Source organism: Streptomyces boetiae (assembly GCF_031845405.1).
GTDB lineage: Bacteria > Actinomycetota > Actinomycetes > Streptomycetales > Streptomycetaceae > Streptomyces > Streptomyces boetiae.
Genome location: NZ_JAVREN010000013.1, coordinates 44,344 through 58,787, shown reverse-complemented (window position 1 = coordinate 58,787; position 14,444 = coordinate 44,344). Strand labels below are relative to the sequence as shown.

Genomic DNA, 14,444 nt, shown 5'->3' with positions numbered 1-14,444 from the left:
GTTTCTCTCCGGAGGGTCTGGGTGCGGAAAATTCAGCCTACCGGCCCGGTGCGGGCGCTCAGGCCGTGAGGGGACGCTTCATCCGGACCGACTGGAGCAGGCCGATCGCGATCCACGAGACGAACATGGCGGTGCCGCCGTAGGAGAGGAAGGGCAGCGGGACGCCCGCGACGGGCATGATGCCCAGGGCCATCCCGATGTTCTCGAAGCCCTGGAAGGCGAACCAGGCGACGACCCCGGCGGCGATGATCGTGCCGTACAGGTCGGTGGCCCCCCGCGCGATCCGCAGGCCGCGCCACAGGACGATGCCCAGGAGAACGATGATCCCCCCGGCCCCGAGGAAGCCCAGCTCCTCGCCGGCCACGGTGAAGATGAAGTCGGTGTGCTGCTCGGGCACGAACTGACCGGTGGTCTGGGTGCCCTGGAAGAGGCCGCTGCCGAAGAATCCGCCGGAGCCGATGGCGATGCGGGCCTGGTTGGTGTTGTAGCCCACGCCCGCGGGATCGCGGGAGGGGTCGGCGAAGGCGGCGAACCGGTCGAGCTGGTAATCGTCCAGAATGCCCAGCGTCCAGACCAGCACCGCCCCGGCTATGCCCGCGGCTATCAGGCCGAGCGACCAGCGCAGGGGGGAGCCGGAGGCCAGCAGGATGCCCAGGACGATCACGCTGATGACCATGGCCATCCCGAGGTCGTCGATCACCACGATCGCCAGCGGCACGGCGGCCAGCCCGAGGGACTGGAGGATCGCGCGGGTGCCCGGCTCCTCCCGGTCCCCCGCGTCCACCTGCGCGGCCAGGATCACGGCCATCCCCAGGACGACCGCGACCTTGGCGAACTCGCCCGGCTGGAGCGTGTACCCGGCGATCGACAGCCAGGCGCGCTGGCCGTTGATCTCGGTCCCCAGCGGGGTGAAGACCAGCAGCGTGGCGAACAGCGAGAAGCCGAAGAAGAACGGCACGGCGCTGCGCAGCCGGTGGTGGCCCAGCCACATCACGCCCCCGGCCAGGGCCAGGCCGATGGCGAGGTTGAGCAGGGAGCGGTTGAGGAAGAACTCCGGGTCGCCGCCGTTGATCTCGGTGCGGTTGCGGGTGGCCGAGTAGACCAGGACCGTGCCCAGCCCCGAGAGGGCGAGGGCCGCCAGGAGCAGCACCCAGTCGACGCGCCGCACGGTGGAGTCGCGGGCCGCCATCCGCCGCCACGTCGAACGGCGCGGAGCGAGCCGGTCGACGGTCAGCGTGTGCACACTCACTGCGTTTCCCCGTTTGCTTCTCCGCCCGCGCGGCACAGTGCGCCCATCGCCCTCCCCTGCGGCCCGGCAGCCGCGTGTGCGTCGCTCACGTTGCCTCGTCCCGCTCGTTCCTCGCGCTCTCCACTTCGGGCACCTCGGGGGCCTGGCCGCCGCGCTGTTCGCCCACGGTCTCGTCCCCGCCGGGTCCGTCCGGGGGAACGTCCGCGGCGGGCGTGGCGCCCGGATCCTCCCCGGCGTCCTCCGGCGGGGTCACGGCTCCTATGCCGCCGGGGTCGCCGGACTCGCCCCGCTCGCCCGGGCCGTCCCCGGCCTGCCCGGCGGTGCCCTCCCCGGTGCCCTCGCCGCCCCGCTGTTCGTCCTCGTCGACCTGGGGAACGATCTGCCCGGTCTCGTCCACCGGCGGCAGCTCGGAGTGCGGCTGGGGCATCAGCGCCCGGTCCTCGTCGATCGAGCCGTCCTCGCCGACGCCGTAGATGGCCTCCCAGATGTTCCGCACGGCCGGGCCGGAGGCTCCGGAGCCGGTGCCCGCCTGGGAGATGGACATCACGACGGTGTAGTCGTCGGAGTAGGTGGCCAGCCAGGAGGTGGTCTGCTGGTCGCCCGAGGCCTCCGCGGTGCCGGTCTTGCCGCGCAGCGGGATCTCGTTCTGCGGCCAGCCGCCGAAGCGCCAGGCCGCGCTGCCGGTGGTCATCACGCTCAGGGTGGCGTCCCGGATGTTCTCGATCGTCTGCTCGTCGGCGGGTAGCTGCCCGGCGATCCGCGGCTCGAACTCGTCCACCAGCTCGCCGTCCGCGGCGATCACGGCGCGGCCGACCTGCGGGGTGTAGAGCGTGCCGCCGTTGCCCAGGGCCGCGTAGACGGTGGCGAGCTGGAGCGGCGTCACCAGCACGTCGCCCTGGCCGATGGAGAAGTTGAGCATGTCGCCGGCGCGCATGTTCGCGCCCTCGGTGCAGTTCTCCCGGGCGATGCGGGCGGCGTAGTCCTCGCGGTCGGACTCCCCGATCTCGCACCAGGCGTCCCGGTTGGCCTCCCAGTAGTCCCGCTTCCACTGCCGGTCCGGGATGCGGCCCGCCGCCTCGTTGGGCAGGTCGATGCCGGTGGGCTCCCCGAGCCCGAACTCGTGGGCGGTGCGGAAGAGCCAGTCGTCCGGGTCGTCCACGGGGTCGGTGCCGCCGTCGGCCTGCCACTCCTGGTGCGCGATGCGGTAGAAGACGGTGTTGCAGGAGACCTCGATGGCCCGGCCCAGGTCGATCGGCCCGTAGGAGCCGGACTCGAAGTTGCGGAAGGTCTGCCCGCCGACCTCGTAGGCGGAGGAGCAGTTGTAGCTGCCGTCGAAGTCGAAGCCCGCGTTCACGGCGGCCGTGGTGGTGATCACCTTGAACGTCGAGCCGGGCGGGCCCTGGCCCTGGATGGCCCGGTTGAGCAGCGGGTTGTTGGCGTCCTCGTCGGTGAGGGCGGCGTACTGCTCGGTGGAGATGCCGCCCACCCAGACGTTGGGGTCGTAGTCGGGGGCCGAGGCCATCGCGACCACGCGGCCCGTGTCGTTCTCGATGACCACCGCGGAGCCGGCGTCCGCCTCGTAGTCGCGCCCGGTGACCTCGTCGCGGGTGCCGCGCGCCACCTCCATGGCGCTCAGCAGCTCCCGCTCGACGACGCCCTGCACCCGGGAGTCGATGCTGGTGACCAGGTTGGCCCCGGCCACCGCCGACTCGGACTCGGCCTGGCCCAGCACCCGGCCGAACTTGTCGACCTCGTACCGGGTGACGCCGGCGTCGCCGCGCAGGTAGCTGTCGTAGGACCGCTCAAGACCGGCCCGGCCGATCTGGTCGGAGCGCAGCAGGGGCGCGTCGGTGTCCTCGGTCTCCGCGACCTCTTCGTCGGTGACCGGGGAGAGGTAGCCCAGCACCTGCGCGGTGTTGGCGCCGTCCGGGGAGGGGTAGCGGCGCACGGCGGTGGGCTCGGCGCTGATGCCGGGGAAGTCCTCGGCGCGCTCGCGGATCACCAGGGCCTGCTGGGTGGTGGCCTCGTCGGTGATGGGGATCGGCTGGTACGGCGAACCGTTCCAGCAGGGCTGGGGGGTCTCGGCGTCGCACAGACGCACCCGGTTGGTGACGTCCTCGACCGGCATCTCCAGCAGCTCGGCCACCTCGGCCAGGACCTGTTCGCCGTCGTCGGGGAGGCGGCTGAGCTCGGTGCGGTCGGCGGAGACCACCAGGCGGGTGACGTTGTCCGCGATCGGCACGCCGCGCGCGTCGAGGATCGCCCCGCGCACGGCGGGCTGAACGACCTGCTGGACGTGGTTGCCCGCGGCCTGGGCGGCGAACTCGTCGCCCTGGCGGATCTGGAGGTACCACAGGCGGCCACCCAGGGTGAGCAGCAGCGAGAAGACCAGTATTTGGATGACGACCAGCCGGATCGTGATCCGTGAGGTCCGGCCGGTCTCCGGGATGTTGGTCACGGCATCTCCCCCTCGTCCCCCGGGCTGCGTCCGGCCGCGAGTCCGTCGTTCTCAGGCACGTGCACAGGCGCGTTCACAGGCGCTTGACTCCCTTGATACGCCCCGCCCGGTTCCGCGCGGAGCGGCCGAGGACGGAGGAGGCCCGGCCGTAGCGGCTGCGGCGCGGGGCGCGGGTGCGCAGCCCCGTGCCGGCTCCGGCGCCGAGCCAGCCGATCGTCGTCTCGGTGCCCGCCGAGGTGCCCGAACCGCCGTCCCCGGCGAGCGGGTCGCTCTCCAGGCGGCGGGCCAGGCTCATCACCAGCGGCACCGTGAACGGCGCGAGCAGCAAGTCGTAGAGGGTGGCCGTCAGCAGCAGGCCGCCGAGCCCGACGCCGCGGGCCGGGGTGTCCCCCACCAGCGCGCCGACCCCGGCGTACAGCAGCGTGGAGCTGACCGCCCCGGCGGCGACCACCAGCATCGGCACGGTGGCCGAGCGGTGCTGCCCGGACTCGGGGCGGGTCAGCCCGGCCGCGTAGCCGACGACGCACAGCACCAGCGCGTACCGGCCCACCGCGTGGTCGGCCGGCGGCGCGAGGTCGGCCAGGAGGCCGGCGAAGAAGCCGACCAGGCAGCCGCCGACGTGGCCGTAGACCAGGGCGAGGCCGAGCACGGTCAGCAGCAGCAGGTCGGGGACGGCGCCGGGGAGTTGGAGTCTGGCCAGCACGGAGACCTGGAGGACGAGCGCGACGGCCACCAGCAGGGCGGCGAGCAGAGAGCGGGATGCGCGCATGGTCACTCCTCGGCGTCCGGGTCGGCGTATGCGGCGTCGGGGTCGGCGGGCGCGTCCGCGGGGTTCGCGCCGCCGGGGCCGTCGCCCAGGGGCGCGTCGGCCGGGCCGGCGCCGTCGCCGGGTTCCCCGGTCTCCCCGGCCTGACCCGTCCCGACTCCCTCGGCGGCGTCCTCGTCGGCGCCCTCGGCAGGGCCTTCCTCGTCGCGCTCGTTGCGGGCCGCGCTCTGCCGCGCGTCCTGCTCCCGCTCCTGCTCGTCCTGCGGGCGGGGCGGGAGGACCGCATCGCGCGGGTCGTCGCGCGGCGGCGAGACGACCACGCCGACGAGGTCGAGCTGGGTGAACGCCACGTACGGGCGGACCTGGACGGTACGGGTGAGGTCGCCGGTGGAGCGGTCCACGCTGACGACCTCGCCGACCGGGACGCCGGGCACGAACGGCCGGTTCTCCGCCGAGCCGAAGGTGACCATCCGGTCGCCCTCCTCCACCCGGGCCTGCTGGTTGAGGAGCTGGACGTCGAGCGTGTTGTCCCCGCGGCCGGTGGCGAAGCCCAGCTCGCGGCTGCCCTCCAGGCGCGTGCCGACGGTGAAGTCCGGGTCGTTGGCGAGCAGGACGGTGGCCGTGGAGGGGCCGACCGTGGTGACGCGGCCGACGAGGCCGTCGCCGTTGAGGACCGTCATGTCGCGGGTGAGGCCGTCCTCGCTGCCGGCGTCGATGGTGACGGTCCAGGAGAAGCCCTGGGCCGCGCCGATGCCGATGACCTGCGCCCCGACGATCCCGTACTGGCCGGCGCCCGCGGCGCGCAGCAGGTCGTCCAGTTGCTCCATCCGCGCGTCCCGGTGCGCCTCGCTGCCCAGTTGCTGCCGCAGCTCGGCGTTCTCCTGCTCCAGCGCGCTGATCCGGTCGTGGCGGTCGCCCGACTCGCGGACCGCGGAGATGGCGTTCGCCACCGGGTCCACCGCGCCGGCCACGCTCTCCTCCACCGGTCCGAAGAAGGACGCGGCGGCCTCCCGGGCGCCGTCCAGCGGAGAGCGGTCGCCGCCGCGGATGTCCATCGTGATCAGCGCGAAGGCGACCGATACCAGCAGGATGAGCAGCAGCCGGCTCTCTCGGGTGTCCCTCACGTGCGGGGGCCGTGCCTTTCTCGTCGGGTCGGGCCGGGTCGGGCCGGACGTGGGGTCCCGGCGGACCGGGACGAGGTGCCCCCGGCCCGCCGCGCGGTCAGCGCCTGGGCTGGGCGTCCAGCACCTGCTGGAGCGCCTCGAACTCCTCGACGCACTTGCCCGAGCCCAGCGCCACGGAGTCCAGCGGGTCCTCGGCGATGTGGATCGGCATGCCGGTCTCCCGGCGCAGCCGCTCGTCCAGGCCGCGCAGCAGGGCGCCGCCACCGGTGAGCACGATGCCGCGGTCCATGATGTCGCCCGAGAGTTCGGGAGGGCACTTGTCGAGCGTGGTCTTCACCGCGTCCACGATGGCGTTGACCGGCTCCTCCATGGCCTTGCGGACCTCGCCCGAGGAGATGACCACCGTCTTGGGCAGACCGCTGACCAGGTCGCGCCCGCGGATCTCGGTGTGCTCCTCGCCGTCCATCTCGTACGCCGAGCCGATCGTGATCTTGATGCTCTCCGCACTGCGCTCGCCGAGGAGGAGGCTGTACTCCTTCTTGATGTGCTGGATGATCGCGTTGTCCAGCTCGTCGCCCGCGACCCGGATGGACTGGGCGGTGACGATGCCGCCGAGCGAGATGACCGCGACCTCGGTGGTGCCGCCGCCGATGTCCACGACCATGTTGCCCGTGGCCTCGTGCACCGGCAGGCCGGAGCCGATCGCCGCGGCCATCGGCTCTTCGATGATGTGCACCTGGCGGGCGCCGGCCTGGGTGGACGCCTCGATGACGGCGCGGCGCTCGACCCCCGTGATCCCGGAGGGCACGCAGACGACGACCCGGGGGCGCGCCAGGTACCGGCGCTTGTGGATCTTGAGGATGAAGTAGCGGAGCATCCGCTCGGTGATCTCGAAGTCGGCGATGACGCCGTCCTTCAGCGGGCGCACCGCCACGATGTTTCCCGGGGTGCGGCCGATCATCTTCTTCGCCTCGGCGCCGACCGCGAGGATGCCGCCGGTGTTGGTGTTGATGGCGACAACGGACGGCTCGTTGAGGACAATCCCGCGACCTCTGACGTACACCAGCGTGTTGGCCGTCCCGAGGTCGACTGCCATGTCACGGCCGATGAACGACATGTTGCTCATAGGGATGCATCTGGCCTTCCAGCTGGAGCTATGTGGGCGAGGAGGTCGGCTGGGGTGCGATGAACGGTGCGCCTGCGGGGGGCGCCGCGAATGCCATCGTATCCACGGCCGGTCGAACACGGAGCGCCGGAGCGCGCGCTCTGGCCATTGTCGGCGGAACGCGGCCCACCCTCCATCATGGTGACGGCGTGTTCGCGGGAAGGGTTCCCTCGTTCGACTGTACCGAGGCGAAAGAAGGACTGCATTCAGGCGACAGCCGGGCGAGGCGCCGGCCACGTTCCCGGCCCGGGGCCCCTTCCCCCCGCCCTCTCCCCGGACCGGCTCGGGTCAGACCAGCTCGGGAAAGAAGATCTTCAGCTCGCGCTCGGCGGACTCGGGCGAGTCGGAGGCGTGGATGAGGTTCTCCCGGACCACGGTGCCCAGGTCACCGCGGATCGAGCCGGGCGGCGCGGCGATCGGGTCGGTCGGGCCGGCCAGTGCCCTTACGCCCTCGATGACCCGCTCGCCCTCCACGACCAGCGCCACGCTCGGCCCGGAGGACATGAACTCCAGCAGCGGCTCGTAGAACGGCCGGCCCACGTGCTCGGCGTAGTGCGCCTGGAGCGTGGCCCGGTCCAGGGTGCGCAGCTCGAGCGCGGCGATGGTCCAGCCGGCCTTCCGCTCGATGCGGCCGACGATCTCGCCGATCAGCCCGCGGGAGACCGCGTCCGGCTTGAGGAGAACGAGGGTGCGCTGGCTCATGTCGGGCGACTCCCGGTGCGGTTGGAGGGCCGGTGACGGCAGCGGTGCGGCCCCGGCCGAGGGGCAGTCAGAGCGTACCCGGGGAGGGCTCCGCGGGTACGGCGCGGGCCGCCTTCAGCCGGTCGATCAGCCGCCCGTAGTGCACGGAGGCCCACCACAGCCCGGCGAAGGCCGCGCCCAGCAGGAACATCGCCGGGATGACGAAGCCCGCGGCGACCAGCGCGGCCTGGAGCGCCCAGCCCAGCGGGACGGCCCCCGGCCGGGTGAGCATCCCGCACAGCGCCAGGCACAGCAGCATCCCGGTGCCGCTCACCGCCCAGATGACGCCGTTGGACAGGTCCGTCATCCTCATCGCGACCAGGCCGGCCAGGCCGATCACCACGCACTCGAACGTCAGCGTGCTCGCGCAGAGCGTGCGCATCAGCGGGCCCCTCCCAGCAGCAGGCGGGCCTCTCCGACGGTGATGACCGAGCCGGTGACCAGCACCCCGCCGCCCGCGTACTCGTGCTCCTCCTCGGCCAGCGAGATGGCCGCCTCCAGCGCGTCGTCCAGCCGCGGCTCCACCTGCACCCGGTCCTCGCCGAAGACCTCCACGGCCACCGCCGCCAGCAGGTCGGCGTCCATCGCGCGGTGGCCGGCGTTGCGCGTGACCACCACCTCGGTGAGCACCGGCTCGAAGGCCTCCAGCAGCCCCCGCACGTCCTTGCCCTGGCTGGTGCCGATCACGCCGATCAGGCGGCTGAAGCCGAACGCCTCACCCAGGGCCGCCGCGGCGGCCCGCGCGCCCGCCGGGTTGTGCGCCGCGTCCAGCACCACCGTCGGGCTGGAGCGCACCACCTCGAGCCGGCCCGGGGAGGTCACGGCGGCGAAGGCCGAACGCACCACGTCCGCGTCCAGAGTGCGCTCCCGGCCGTCCTCGCCCGCGCCGAAGAACGCCTCCACCGCGGCCAGCGCGACCGCGGCGTTGTGCGCCATGTGCTCCCCGTGCAGCGGCAGGAACACCTCCGGGTACTCCCCGCCCAGGCCGCGCAGCGTCAGCAACTGCCCGCCCACCGCGGGCTCGCGGGCCAGCACGCCGAACTCCAGGCCCTCGCGGGCCACCGTGGCGCCCGCCTCCGCGGCCCGCCGCAGCACCACGGCCGCGGCCTCCACCGGCTGCTGGGCCAGCACCACGCGGGCGTCGGGCTTGATGATCCCGGACTTCTCCACGGCGATCTTCTCCGGCGTGTCGCCCAGGCGTTCGGTGTGGTCCAGGGCGATCGGGGTCAGGACCGCGACCTGCGCGTCGACGACGTTCGTCGCGTCCCAGGTGCCACCCATGCCGACCTCCACCACCGCGACGTCCACGGGGGCGTCGGCGAACGCGGCGTAGGCCATGGCCGTCAGCACCTCGAAGAACGACAGGCGGTACTCCTGGCGCGCCTCGGCCAGCTCCACGAAGGGCTTGAGGTCCCGGTAGGTCTCCACGAACCGCTCGGGCCCGATCGGCGCGCCGTCCAGGCTGATCCGCTCGGTGATGGACTGGACGTGCGGGCTGCTGTACCGGCCGGTGCGCAGCTCGAACGCCCCCAGCAGCGCCTCGATCATCCGGCCGGTGCTGGTCTTGCCGTTCGTCCCCGTGATGTGGATGGCCGGGTAGGAGCGCTGCGGCTCCCCGAGCACGTCCATCAGCGCGCGCACGCGCACCAGGGAGGGGTCGAGCTTCGTCTCGGGCCAGCGGGTGGCCAGCTCGGCCTCCACCTCGCGCAGCGCCCGGTCGGTCTCCGGGTCGGCGGGCCGCGCGGGGAGGTCGCCGCCCGCGGGCGGCCCTGCCAGGGTCCGCAGGGTCCGGCTGCCGGCCTCGATCACCGCGAGGTCCGGGTCCCGGCCCTGCTCCTCCCCCACGATCTCCTCGAACGCGTCGATCCCCTCGGACGCGTCCGGCCGCTCGTCGCTGTCACTCACGCCGGCCAGTCTACGGACCGCCCGGCGCGCCCCCGCCGCGGACCGGCCCGGGCGGACCGGCCCGCGGGAGGCGGGGCTACGGAAGGCGTTCCAGCTGGGCGCCGATGCGGGCGATGTCCGCCTCGGCGGCGTCCCGGCGGGTGCGGATCTTCTCCACGACGTGGTCGGGGGCCTTGGACAGGAACGCCTCGTTGGCGAGCTTGGCGCGGGTGCCGGCCAGCTCCTTCTCGGCGGCGGCCAGGTCCTTCGTCAGCCGCTTGCGTTCCGCCTCAACGTCGATCGCGCCGGAGAGGTCGAGCGCCACGGTGGCCCCGGCGACCGGAAGCGTGGCCGTGGCCGCGAAGCCCTCGCCGGCCGGCTGGAGGCGCAGCAGGGAGCGGATGGCGACCTCGTGCCCGGCCAGCGCGGGGGCGCCCTCGAACCCGAGCGCGGCGGGCACCCGCTGGCCGGGCTGAAGGCCCTGGTCGGCGCGGAAGCGGCGGACCTCGGTGACCAGGCGGCGGACGGTCTCCAGCTCCGACTCCGCCTCCCGGTCGCGGAAGCCGGAGTCGGCGGGCCAGTCCGCGACGACGACGGACTCGCCGCCGGTCAGGGTGGTCCACAGCTCCTCGGTGACGAACGGGATCACCGGGTGCAGCAGCCGCAGCGTGACGTCGAGGACCTCGCCCAGGACGCGGCGGGAGACCTCGGCGGGGCGGCCCCCGGCGGAGAAGGTCGTCTTGGTCAGCTCGACGTACCAGTCGAAGACCTCGTCCCAGGCGAAGTGGAAGAGGGCGTCGCTGAGCTTTGCGAACTGGTAGTCCTCGTAGTACGCGTCCGTCTCGGCGACCACCGAGTTGAGGCGGGAGAGGATCCACCGGTCGGTGGCGGACAGCTCCTCGGCCGGGGGCAGGGGGCCCGCGGCGGTGGCGCCGTTGAGCAGGGCGAAGCGCGTGGCGTTCCAGATCTTGTTCGCGAAGTTCCGCGAGGCCTGGACCCAGTCCTCGCCGATCGGCACGTCCACGCCGGGGTTGGCGCCCCGGGCGAGGGTGAAACGGACGGCGTCCGAGCCGTAGGCGTCCATCCAGTCCAGCGGATTGACCGCGTTCCCGAAGGACTTGGACATCTTCTTGCCGAACTGGTCGCGGACCATGCCGTGCAGGGCGATGGTGTGGAACGGCGGCACGCCGTCCATGGCGTACAGGCCGAACATCATCATCCGGGCGACCCAGAAGAAGAGGATGTCGTAGCCCGTGACCAGGACGGAGTTGGGGTAGAACCGCGCCAGGCTCTCGGTCTTCTCCGGCCAGCCGAGCGTGGAGAAGGGCCACAGCCCGGAGGAGAACCACGTGTCCAGGACGTCGGTCTCCTGGTGCCAGCCCTCGCCGGAGGGGGGCGCCTCGTCCGGCCCGACGCAGACGGTCTCGCCGCCCGGCCCGTACCAGACGGGGATGCGGTGGCCCCACCACAGCTGGCGGGAGATGCACCAGTCGTGGAGGTTGTCGACCCACTCGAAGTACCGGGAGGACATCTCCTTGGGGTGGATGGCGACCCGGCCGTCGCGGACCGCGTCGCCCGCGGCCTTCGCCAGCGGCCCGACCTTGACCCACCACTGCATGGACAGCCGCGGCTCGATCGTGGTCTTGCAGCGGGAGCAGTGCCCGACCGAGTGCCGGTAGGGGCGCTTCTCCTCCACGATCCGGCCCTCGGCGCGCAGCGCGCCGACGACGGCCGAGCGCGCCTCCAGGCGGTCCAGGCCCTGGAACGGCCCGTGCGCGGTGATGACCGCGTGCTCGTCCATCACGGTGAGCTGGGGCAGGCCGTGACGGCGGCCGATCTCGAAGTCGTTCGGGTCGTGGGCGGGGGTCACCTTGACCGCGCCGGTGCCGAACTCCGGGTCCACGTGCGGGTCCGCGACGACGGGGATCGAGCGGTCCGTCAGCGGCAGCCGGATCTCGCGGCCGACGAGGTGGGCGTAGCGTTCGTCCTCGGGGTGAACGGCCACGGCGGTGTCGCCGAGCATCGTCTCGGCCCGGGTGGTGGCCACGACCAGGGAGTCCTCGCCCTCGCCGTACCGGATGGAGACCAGCTCGCCGTCGTCCTCCTGGTACTCGACCTCGATGTCGGAGATCGCGGTCAGGCAGCGCGGGCACCAGTTGATGATCCGCTCGGCGCGGTAGATCAGGCCGTCGTCGAAGAGGCGCTTGAAGATGGTCTGGACGGCGCGGGAGCAGCCCTCGTCCATGGTGAACCGCTCGCGGGACCAGTCCACGCCGTCCCCGAGCCGCCGCATCTGGCCGGAGATCTGGCCCCCGGACTCGGCCTTCCACTGCCAGACGCGCTCGACGAACGCCTCGCGGCCCAGGTCGTGGCGGGACTTGCCCTCCTTGGCCAGCTCGCGCTCCACGACGTTCTGCGTGGCGATGCCGGCGTGGTCCATGCCCGGCTGCCACAGCGTCTCGAAGCCCTGCATCCGCTTGCGGCGGGTCAGGGCGTCGATCAGCGTGTGCTCGAAGGCGTGGCCCAGGTGGAGGCTGCCGGTGACGTTCGGCGGGGGGATGACGATGGTGTACGGCGGCTTCTCGCTGGAGGCGTCGGCCGCGAAGTATCCGGCGGCGACCCAGCGCTCGTACAGCTTTCCCTCTACCTCGGCCGGCGTGTACTGCGTCGGGAGGTCGGCAGGGGCGCTGAGGTGCCCGGTGGCGGGCGGCTGGGTCTTCTCGGTCACGGCCTCAGTCTACGAGGGGCGGGGACCCAACTACGAATCGTATAGAGGGGGACGGACCCGGACGCGGCGGCGGCCCGGCGCGGGTGCGCCGGGCCGCCGATGCCTGCGAACGCCGGCCCTCAGGCCGTCTTCTCGTGCGGGGCCGCCGTGCCGCGCTGCTTGGTGAGGCGGGAGCGCGGGACGAGGGTGGGGTTGACGTTGGAACGCACCACCGCCTCGGTGACCAGGACCTGGCCGACGTCCTGGCGGGAGGGCACCTCGTACATCACCGACATCAGCACCTCCTCCATGATCGCGCGCAGGCCCCGGGCCCCGGTGCCGCGCAGGATCGCCTGGTCGGCGATGGCCTCCAGCGCCGGGAGGTCGAACTCCAGCTCGACCCCGTCGATCTCGAACAGCCGCTGGTACTGCTTGATCAGGGCGTTCCGCGGCTCGACCAGGATGCGCAGCAGGGCCTCGCGGTCCAGGTTGTGCACGGAGGTGATGACCGGGAGGCGGCCGATGAACTCGGGGATCATCCCGTACTTCACCAGGTCCTCGGGCAGCGCGTCGGTCAGCAGCGTGGCGCTGTCGCGTTCCCGCTTGGAGCGGATGTCGGCGCCGAAGCCGATGCCGCGGGCGCCGGAGCGGGCCCGGATGATCTCGTCCAGGCCGGCGAAGGCCCCGCCGACGATGAACAGGATGTTCGAGGTGTCGATCTGGAGGAACTCCTGGTGCGGGTGCTTGCGCCCGCCCTGCGGCGGCACGGCCGCCGTGGTGCCCTCCAGGATCTTCAGCAGCGCCTGCTGCACGCCCTCGCCCGAGACGTCCCGGGTGATCGAGGGGTTCTCGCTCTTGCGGGCCACCTTGTCGATCTCGTCGATGTAGATGATCCCCTGCTCGGCCTTCTTGATGTCGTAGTCCGCGGCCTGGATGAGCTTGAGGAGGATGTTCTCCACGTCCTCGCCGACGTACCCGGCCTCGGTGAGCGCGGTGGCGTCCGTGATGGCGAAGGGGACGTTCAGCATCCGCGCGAGCGTCTGGGCCAGCAGGGTCTTGCCGGAGCCGGTCGGGCCGAGCAGCAGGATGTTGGACTTCGACAGCTCGATGTCCTCGTCCCGCGACTGGCCGTGGTCCGCCTCGTTGGCGCGCACCCGCTTGTAGTGGTTGTAGACGGCCACCGAGAGGGCCTTCTTGGCCTCCTCCTGGCCGACCACGTAGCTGTTCAGGAAGTCGTAGATCTCGCGAGGCTTGGGCAGCTCGCTGAGGTCGGAGTCGGGCGACTCGGCCAGCTCCTCCTCGATGATCTCGTTGCACAGGTCGATGCACTCGTCGCAGATGTAGACCCCCGGGCCCGCGATGAGCTTCTTCACCTGTTTCTGACTCTTGCCGCAGAACGAGCACTTGAGCAGATCGCCGCCGTCACCGATGCGTGCCACGAGGTGCTTCCCCTTCGCCTGCGCACCGCCGGGAGACGGTGCCGAGTGCTTGCTGAAAACGACGGTACCGTGTCGGCCCGGCGGATTGGCCCCCCCTTGACGGGAATCCCCCTCCTCGGGGCCTTCCCGTCAATTGGGGGTGGCCTGTCGTCCTCAACGTCTGTCCTGTCGTGCTGGTCGGATTGGGTCTTCGGATGCCCGCGACGGCCGTTCAGTCGGCCGTCGAGGTGCGGGTGGTGACGATCTGGTCGATCAGGCCGTACTGCACGGCCTCCTCGGCGGTGAGGATCTTGTCCCGCTCGATGTCGTCGCTGATCTGCTCGATCGGCTGGGTGGAGTGCTTGGCGAGCATCTCCTCCAGCTGGGTGCGCATCCGCTGCACCTCGCGCGCCGCGATCTCCAGGTCGGACACCTGTCCGCGCCCCGTTTCACTGTACGGCTGGTGGATGAGAATCCGGGCATTGGGCAGCGCCATCCGCTTGCCCCGGGTGCCGGCCGCCAGCAGCACGGCGGCGGCGGAGGCCGCCTGGCCCATGCAGACGGTCTGGATGTCCGGCTTGACGAACTCCATCGTGTCGTAGATCGCGGTGAGCGCGGTGAAGGATCCGCCGGGGCTGTTGATGTAGATCTGGATGTCGCGGTCCGGGTCCATCGACTCCAGGCAGAGCAGCTGCGCCATCACGTCGTTCGCGGAAGCGTCGTCGATCTGCACGCCGAGGAAGATCACCCGCTCCTCGAAGAGCTTCGCGTACGGGTCGTACTCGCGCACACCCTGCGAGGTGCGCTCGACGAAGCGCGGCACGATGTAGCGCGACTCCGCCGGGAGACGGTCGTAGATGCCGGAGCCGGGAAAGCCGGAAGAAGTGGTCATGGGTGTGTCTACCGCCTTGGTGTCGGGGCGCCTGGGGGTG

At 72.1% G+C, this 14,444-nt stretch carries 11 protein-coding genes; all 11 read right to left on the bottom strand.

Annotation, left to right across the window (positions count from 1 at the left end):
* Nucleotides 1–58 precede the first annotated feature (58 nt).
* The 11 genes from rodA to RM780_RS11560 all read right to left on the bottom strand — a co-directional run bounded on the left by rodA (nucleotide 59) and on the right by RM780_RS11560 (nucleotide 14,404).
* A complete protein-coding gene (rodA, locus tag RM780_RS11610; protein WP_311630611.1) occupies nucleotides 59–1,189 on the bottom strand; it encodes a rod shape-determining protein RodA in 1,131 nt (376 codons plus the stop codon).
* Nucleotides 1,190–1,334: 145 nt separating this feature from the next.
* On the bottom strand, nucleotides 1,335–3,707 hold the full coding sequence (gene mrdA / locus RM780_RS11605; RefSeq protein WP_311630556.1) for a penicillin-binding protein 2: 2,373 nt from the start codon (nucleotides 3,705–3,707) through the stop codon (nucleotides 1,335–1,337).
* A 73-nt stretch (nucleotides 3,708–3,780) separates the two neighbouring features.
* Complete coding sequence (gene mreD / locus RM780_RS11600; RefSeq protein WP_311630555.1) at nucleotides 3,781–4,476, bottom strand: rod shape-determining protein MreD; 696 nt, start codon at nucleotides 4,474–4,476, stop codon at nucleotides 3,781–3,783.
* Between the two features lie 2 nt (nucleotides 4,477–4,478).
* Nucleotides 4,479–5,597 (bottom strand): rod shape-determining protein MreC, encoded by a 1,119-nt coding sequence (gene mreC / locus RM780_RS11595; RefSeq protein WP_311630554.1) that lies wholly within the window; start codon nucleotides 5,595–5,597, stop codon nucleotides 4,479–4,481.
* A 97-nt stretch (nucleotides 5,598–5,694) separates the two neighbouring features.
* Nucleotides 5,695–6,714 carry a rod shape-determining protein gene (locus RM780_RS11590; protein ID WP_311630610.1) on the bottom strand — a complete coding sequence of 340 codons (1,020 nt, stop codon included), beginning with the start codon at nucleotides 6,712–6,714 and terminating at the stop codon, nucleotides 5,695–5,697.
* A 336-nt stretch (nucleotides 6,715–7,050) separates the two neighbouring features.
* The gene (ndk, locus tag RM780_RS11585) at nucleotides 7,051–7,464 is read right to left on the bottom strand and encodes a nucleoside-diphosphate kinase (protein WP_311630553.1); all 414 of its coding nucleotides are present in this window, start codon (nucleotides 7,462–7,464) and stop codon (nucleotides 7,051–7,053) included.
* Between the two features lie 67 nt (nucleotides 7,465–7,531).
* Nucleotides 7,532–7,885, bottom strand: a complete 354-nt coding sequence (locus tag RM780_RS11580; RefSeq protein WP_311630552.1) for a DUF4233 domain-containing protein — start codon at nucleotides 7,883–7,885, stop codon at nucleotides 7,532–7,534.
* Nucleotides 7,885–9,408, bottom strand: coding sequence for a bifunctional tetrahydrofolate synthase/dihydrofolate synthase (gene folC / locus RM780_RS11575; protein ID WP_311630551.1), 1,524 nt, complete (start codon nucleotides 9,406–9,408; stop codon nucleotides 7,885–7,887). Before folC ends, RM780_RS11580 begins: the two co-directional genes overlap by 1 nt.
* Nucleotides 9,409–9,484: 76 nt before the next feature.
* Nucleotides 9,485–12,115: a valine--tRNA ligase gene (locus RM780_RS11570; protein ID WP_311630550.1), complete on the bottom strand. Its 2,631-nt coding sequence runs from the start codon at nucleotides 12,113–12,115 to the stop codon at nucleotides 9,485–9,487.
* Between the two features lie 119 nt (nucleotides 12,116–12,234).
* Nucleotides 12,235–13,533, bottom strand: a complete 1,299-nt coding sequence (gene clpX, locus RM780_RS11565) for an ATP-dependent Clp protease ATP-binding subunit ClpX (protein ID WP_311630549.1) — start codon at nucleotides 13,531–13,533, stop codon at nucleotides 12,235–12,237.
* A 211-nt stretch (nucleotides 13,534–13,744) separates the two neighbouring features.
* Nucleotides 13,745–14,404 carry an ATP-dependent Clp protease proteolytic subunit gene (locus RM780_RS11560; protein WP_311630548.1) on the bottom strand — a complete coding sequence of 220 codons (660 nt, stop codon included), beginning with the start codon at nucleotides 14,402–14,404 and terminating at the stop codon, nucleotides 13,745–13,747.
* Nucleotides 14,405–14,444 lie beyond the last annotated feature (40 nt).

Bases quoted from the DNA above. Each gene is read 5' to 3' on its own strand.
- mreD (WP_311630555.1), bottom strand. From the start codon at position 4,476: ATGCGCGCATCCCGCTCTCTGCTCGCCGCCCTGCTGGTGGCCGTCGCG.
- ndk (WP_311630553.1), bottom strand. From the start codon at position 7,464: ATGAGCCAGCGCACCCTCGTTCTCCTCAAGCCGGACGCGGTCTCCCGC.
- RM780_RS11590 (WP_311630610.1), bottom strand. From the start codon at position 6,714: ATGTCGTTCATCGGCCGTGACATGGCAGTCGACCTCGGGACGGCCAAC.
- rodA (WP_311630611.1), bottom strand. From the start codon at position 1,189: ATGGCGGCCCGCGACTCCACCGTGCGGCGCGTCGACTGGGTGCTGCTC.
- RM780_RS11580 (WP_311630552.1), bottom strand. From the start codon at position 7,885: ATGCGCACGCTCTGCGCGAGCACGCTGACGTTCGAGTGCGTGGTGATC.
- RM780_RS11560 (WP_311630548.1), bottom strand. From the start codon at position 14,404: ATGACCACTTCTTCCGGCTTTCCCGGCTCCGGCATCTACGACCGTCTC.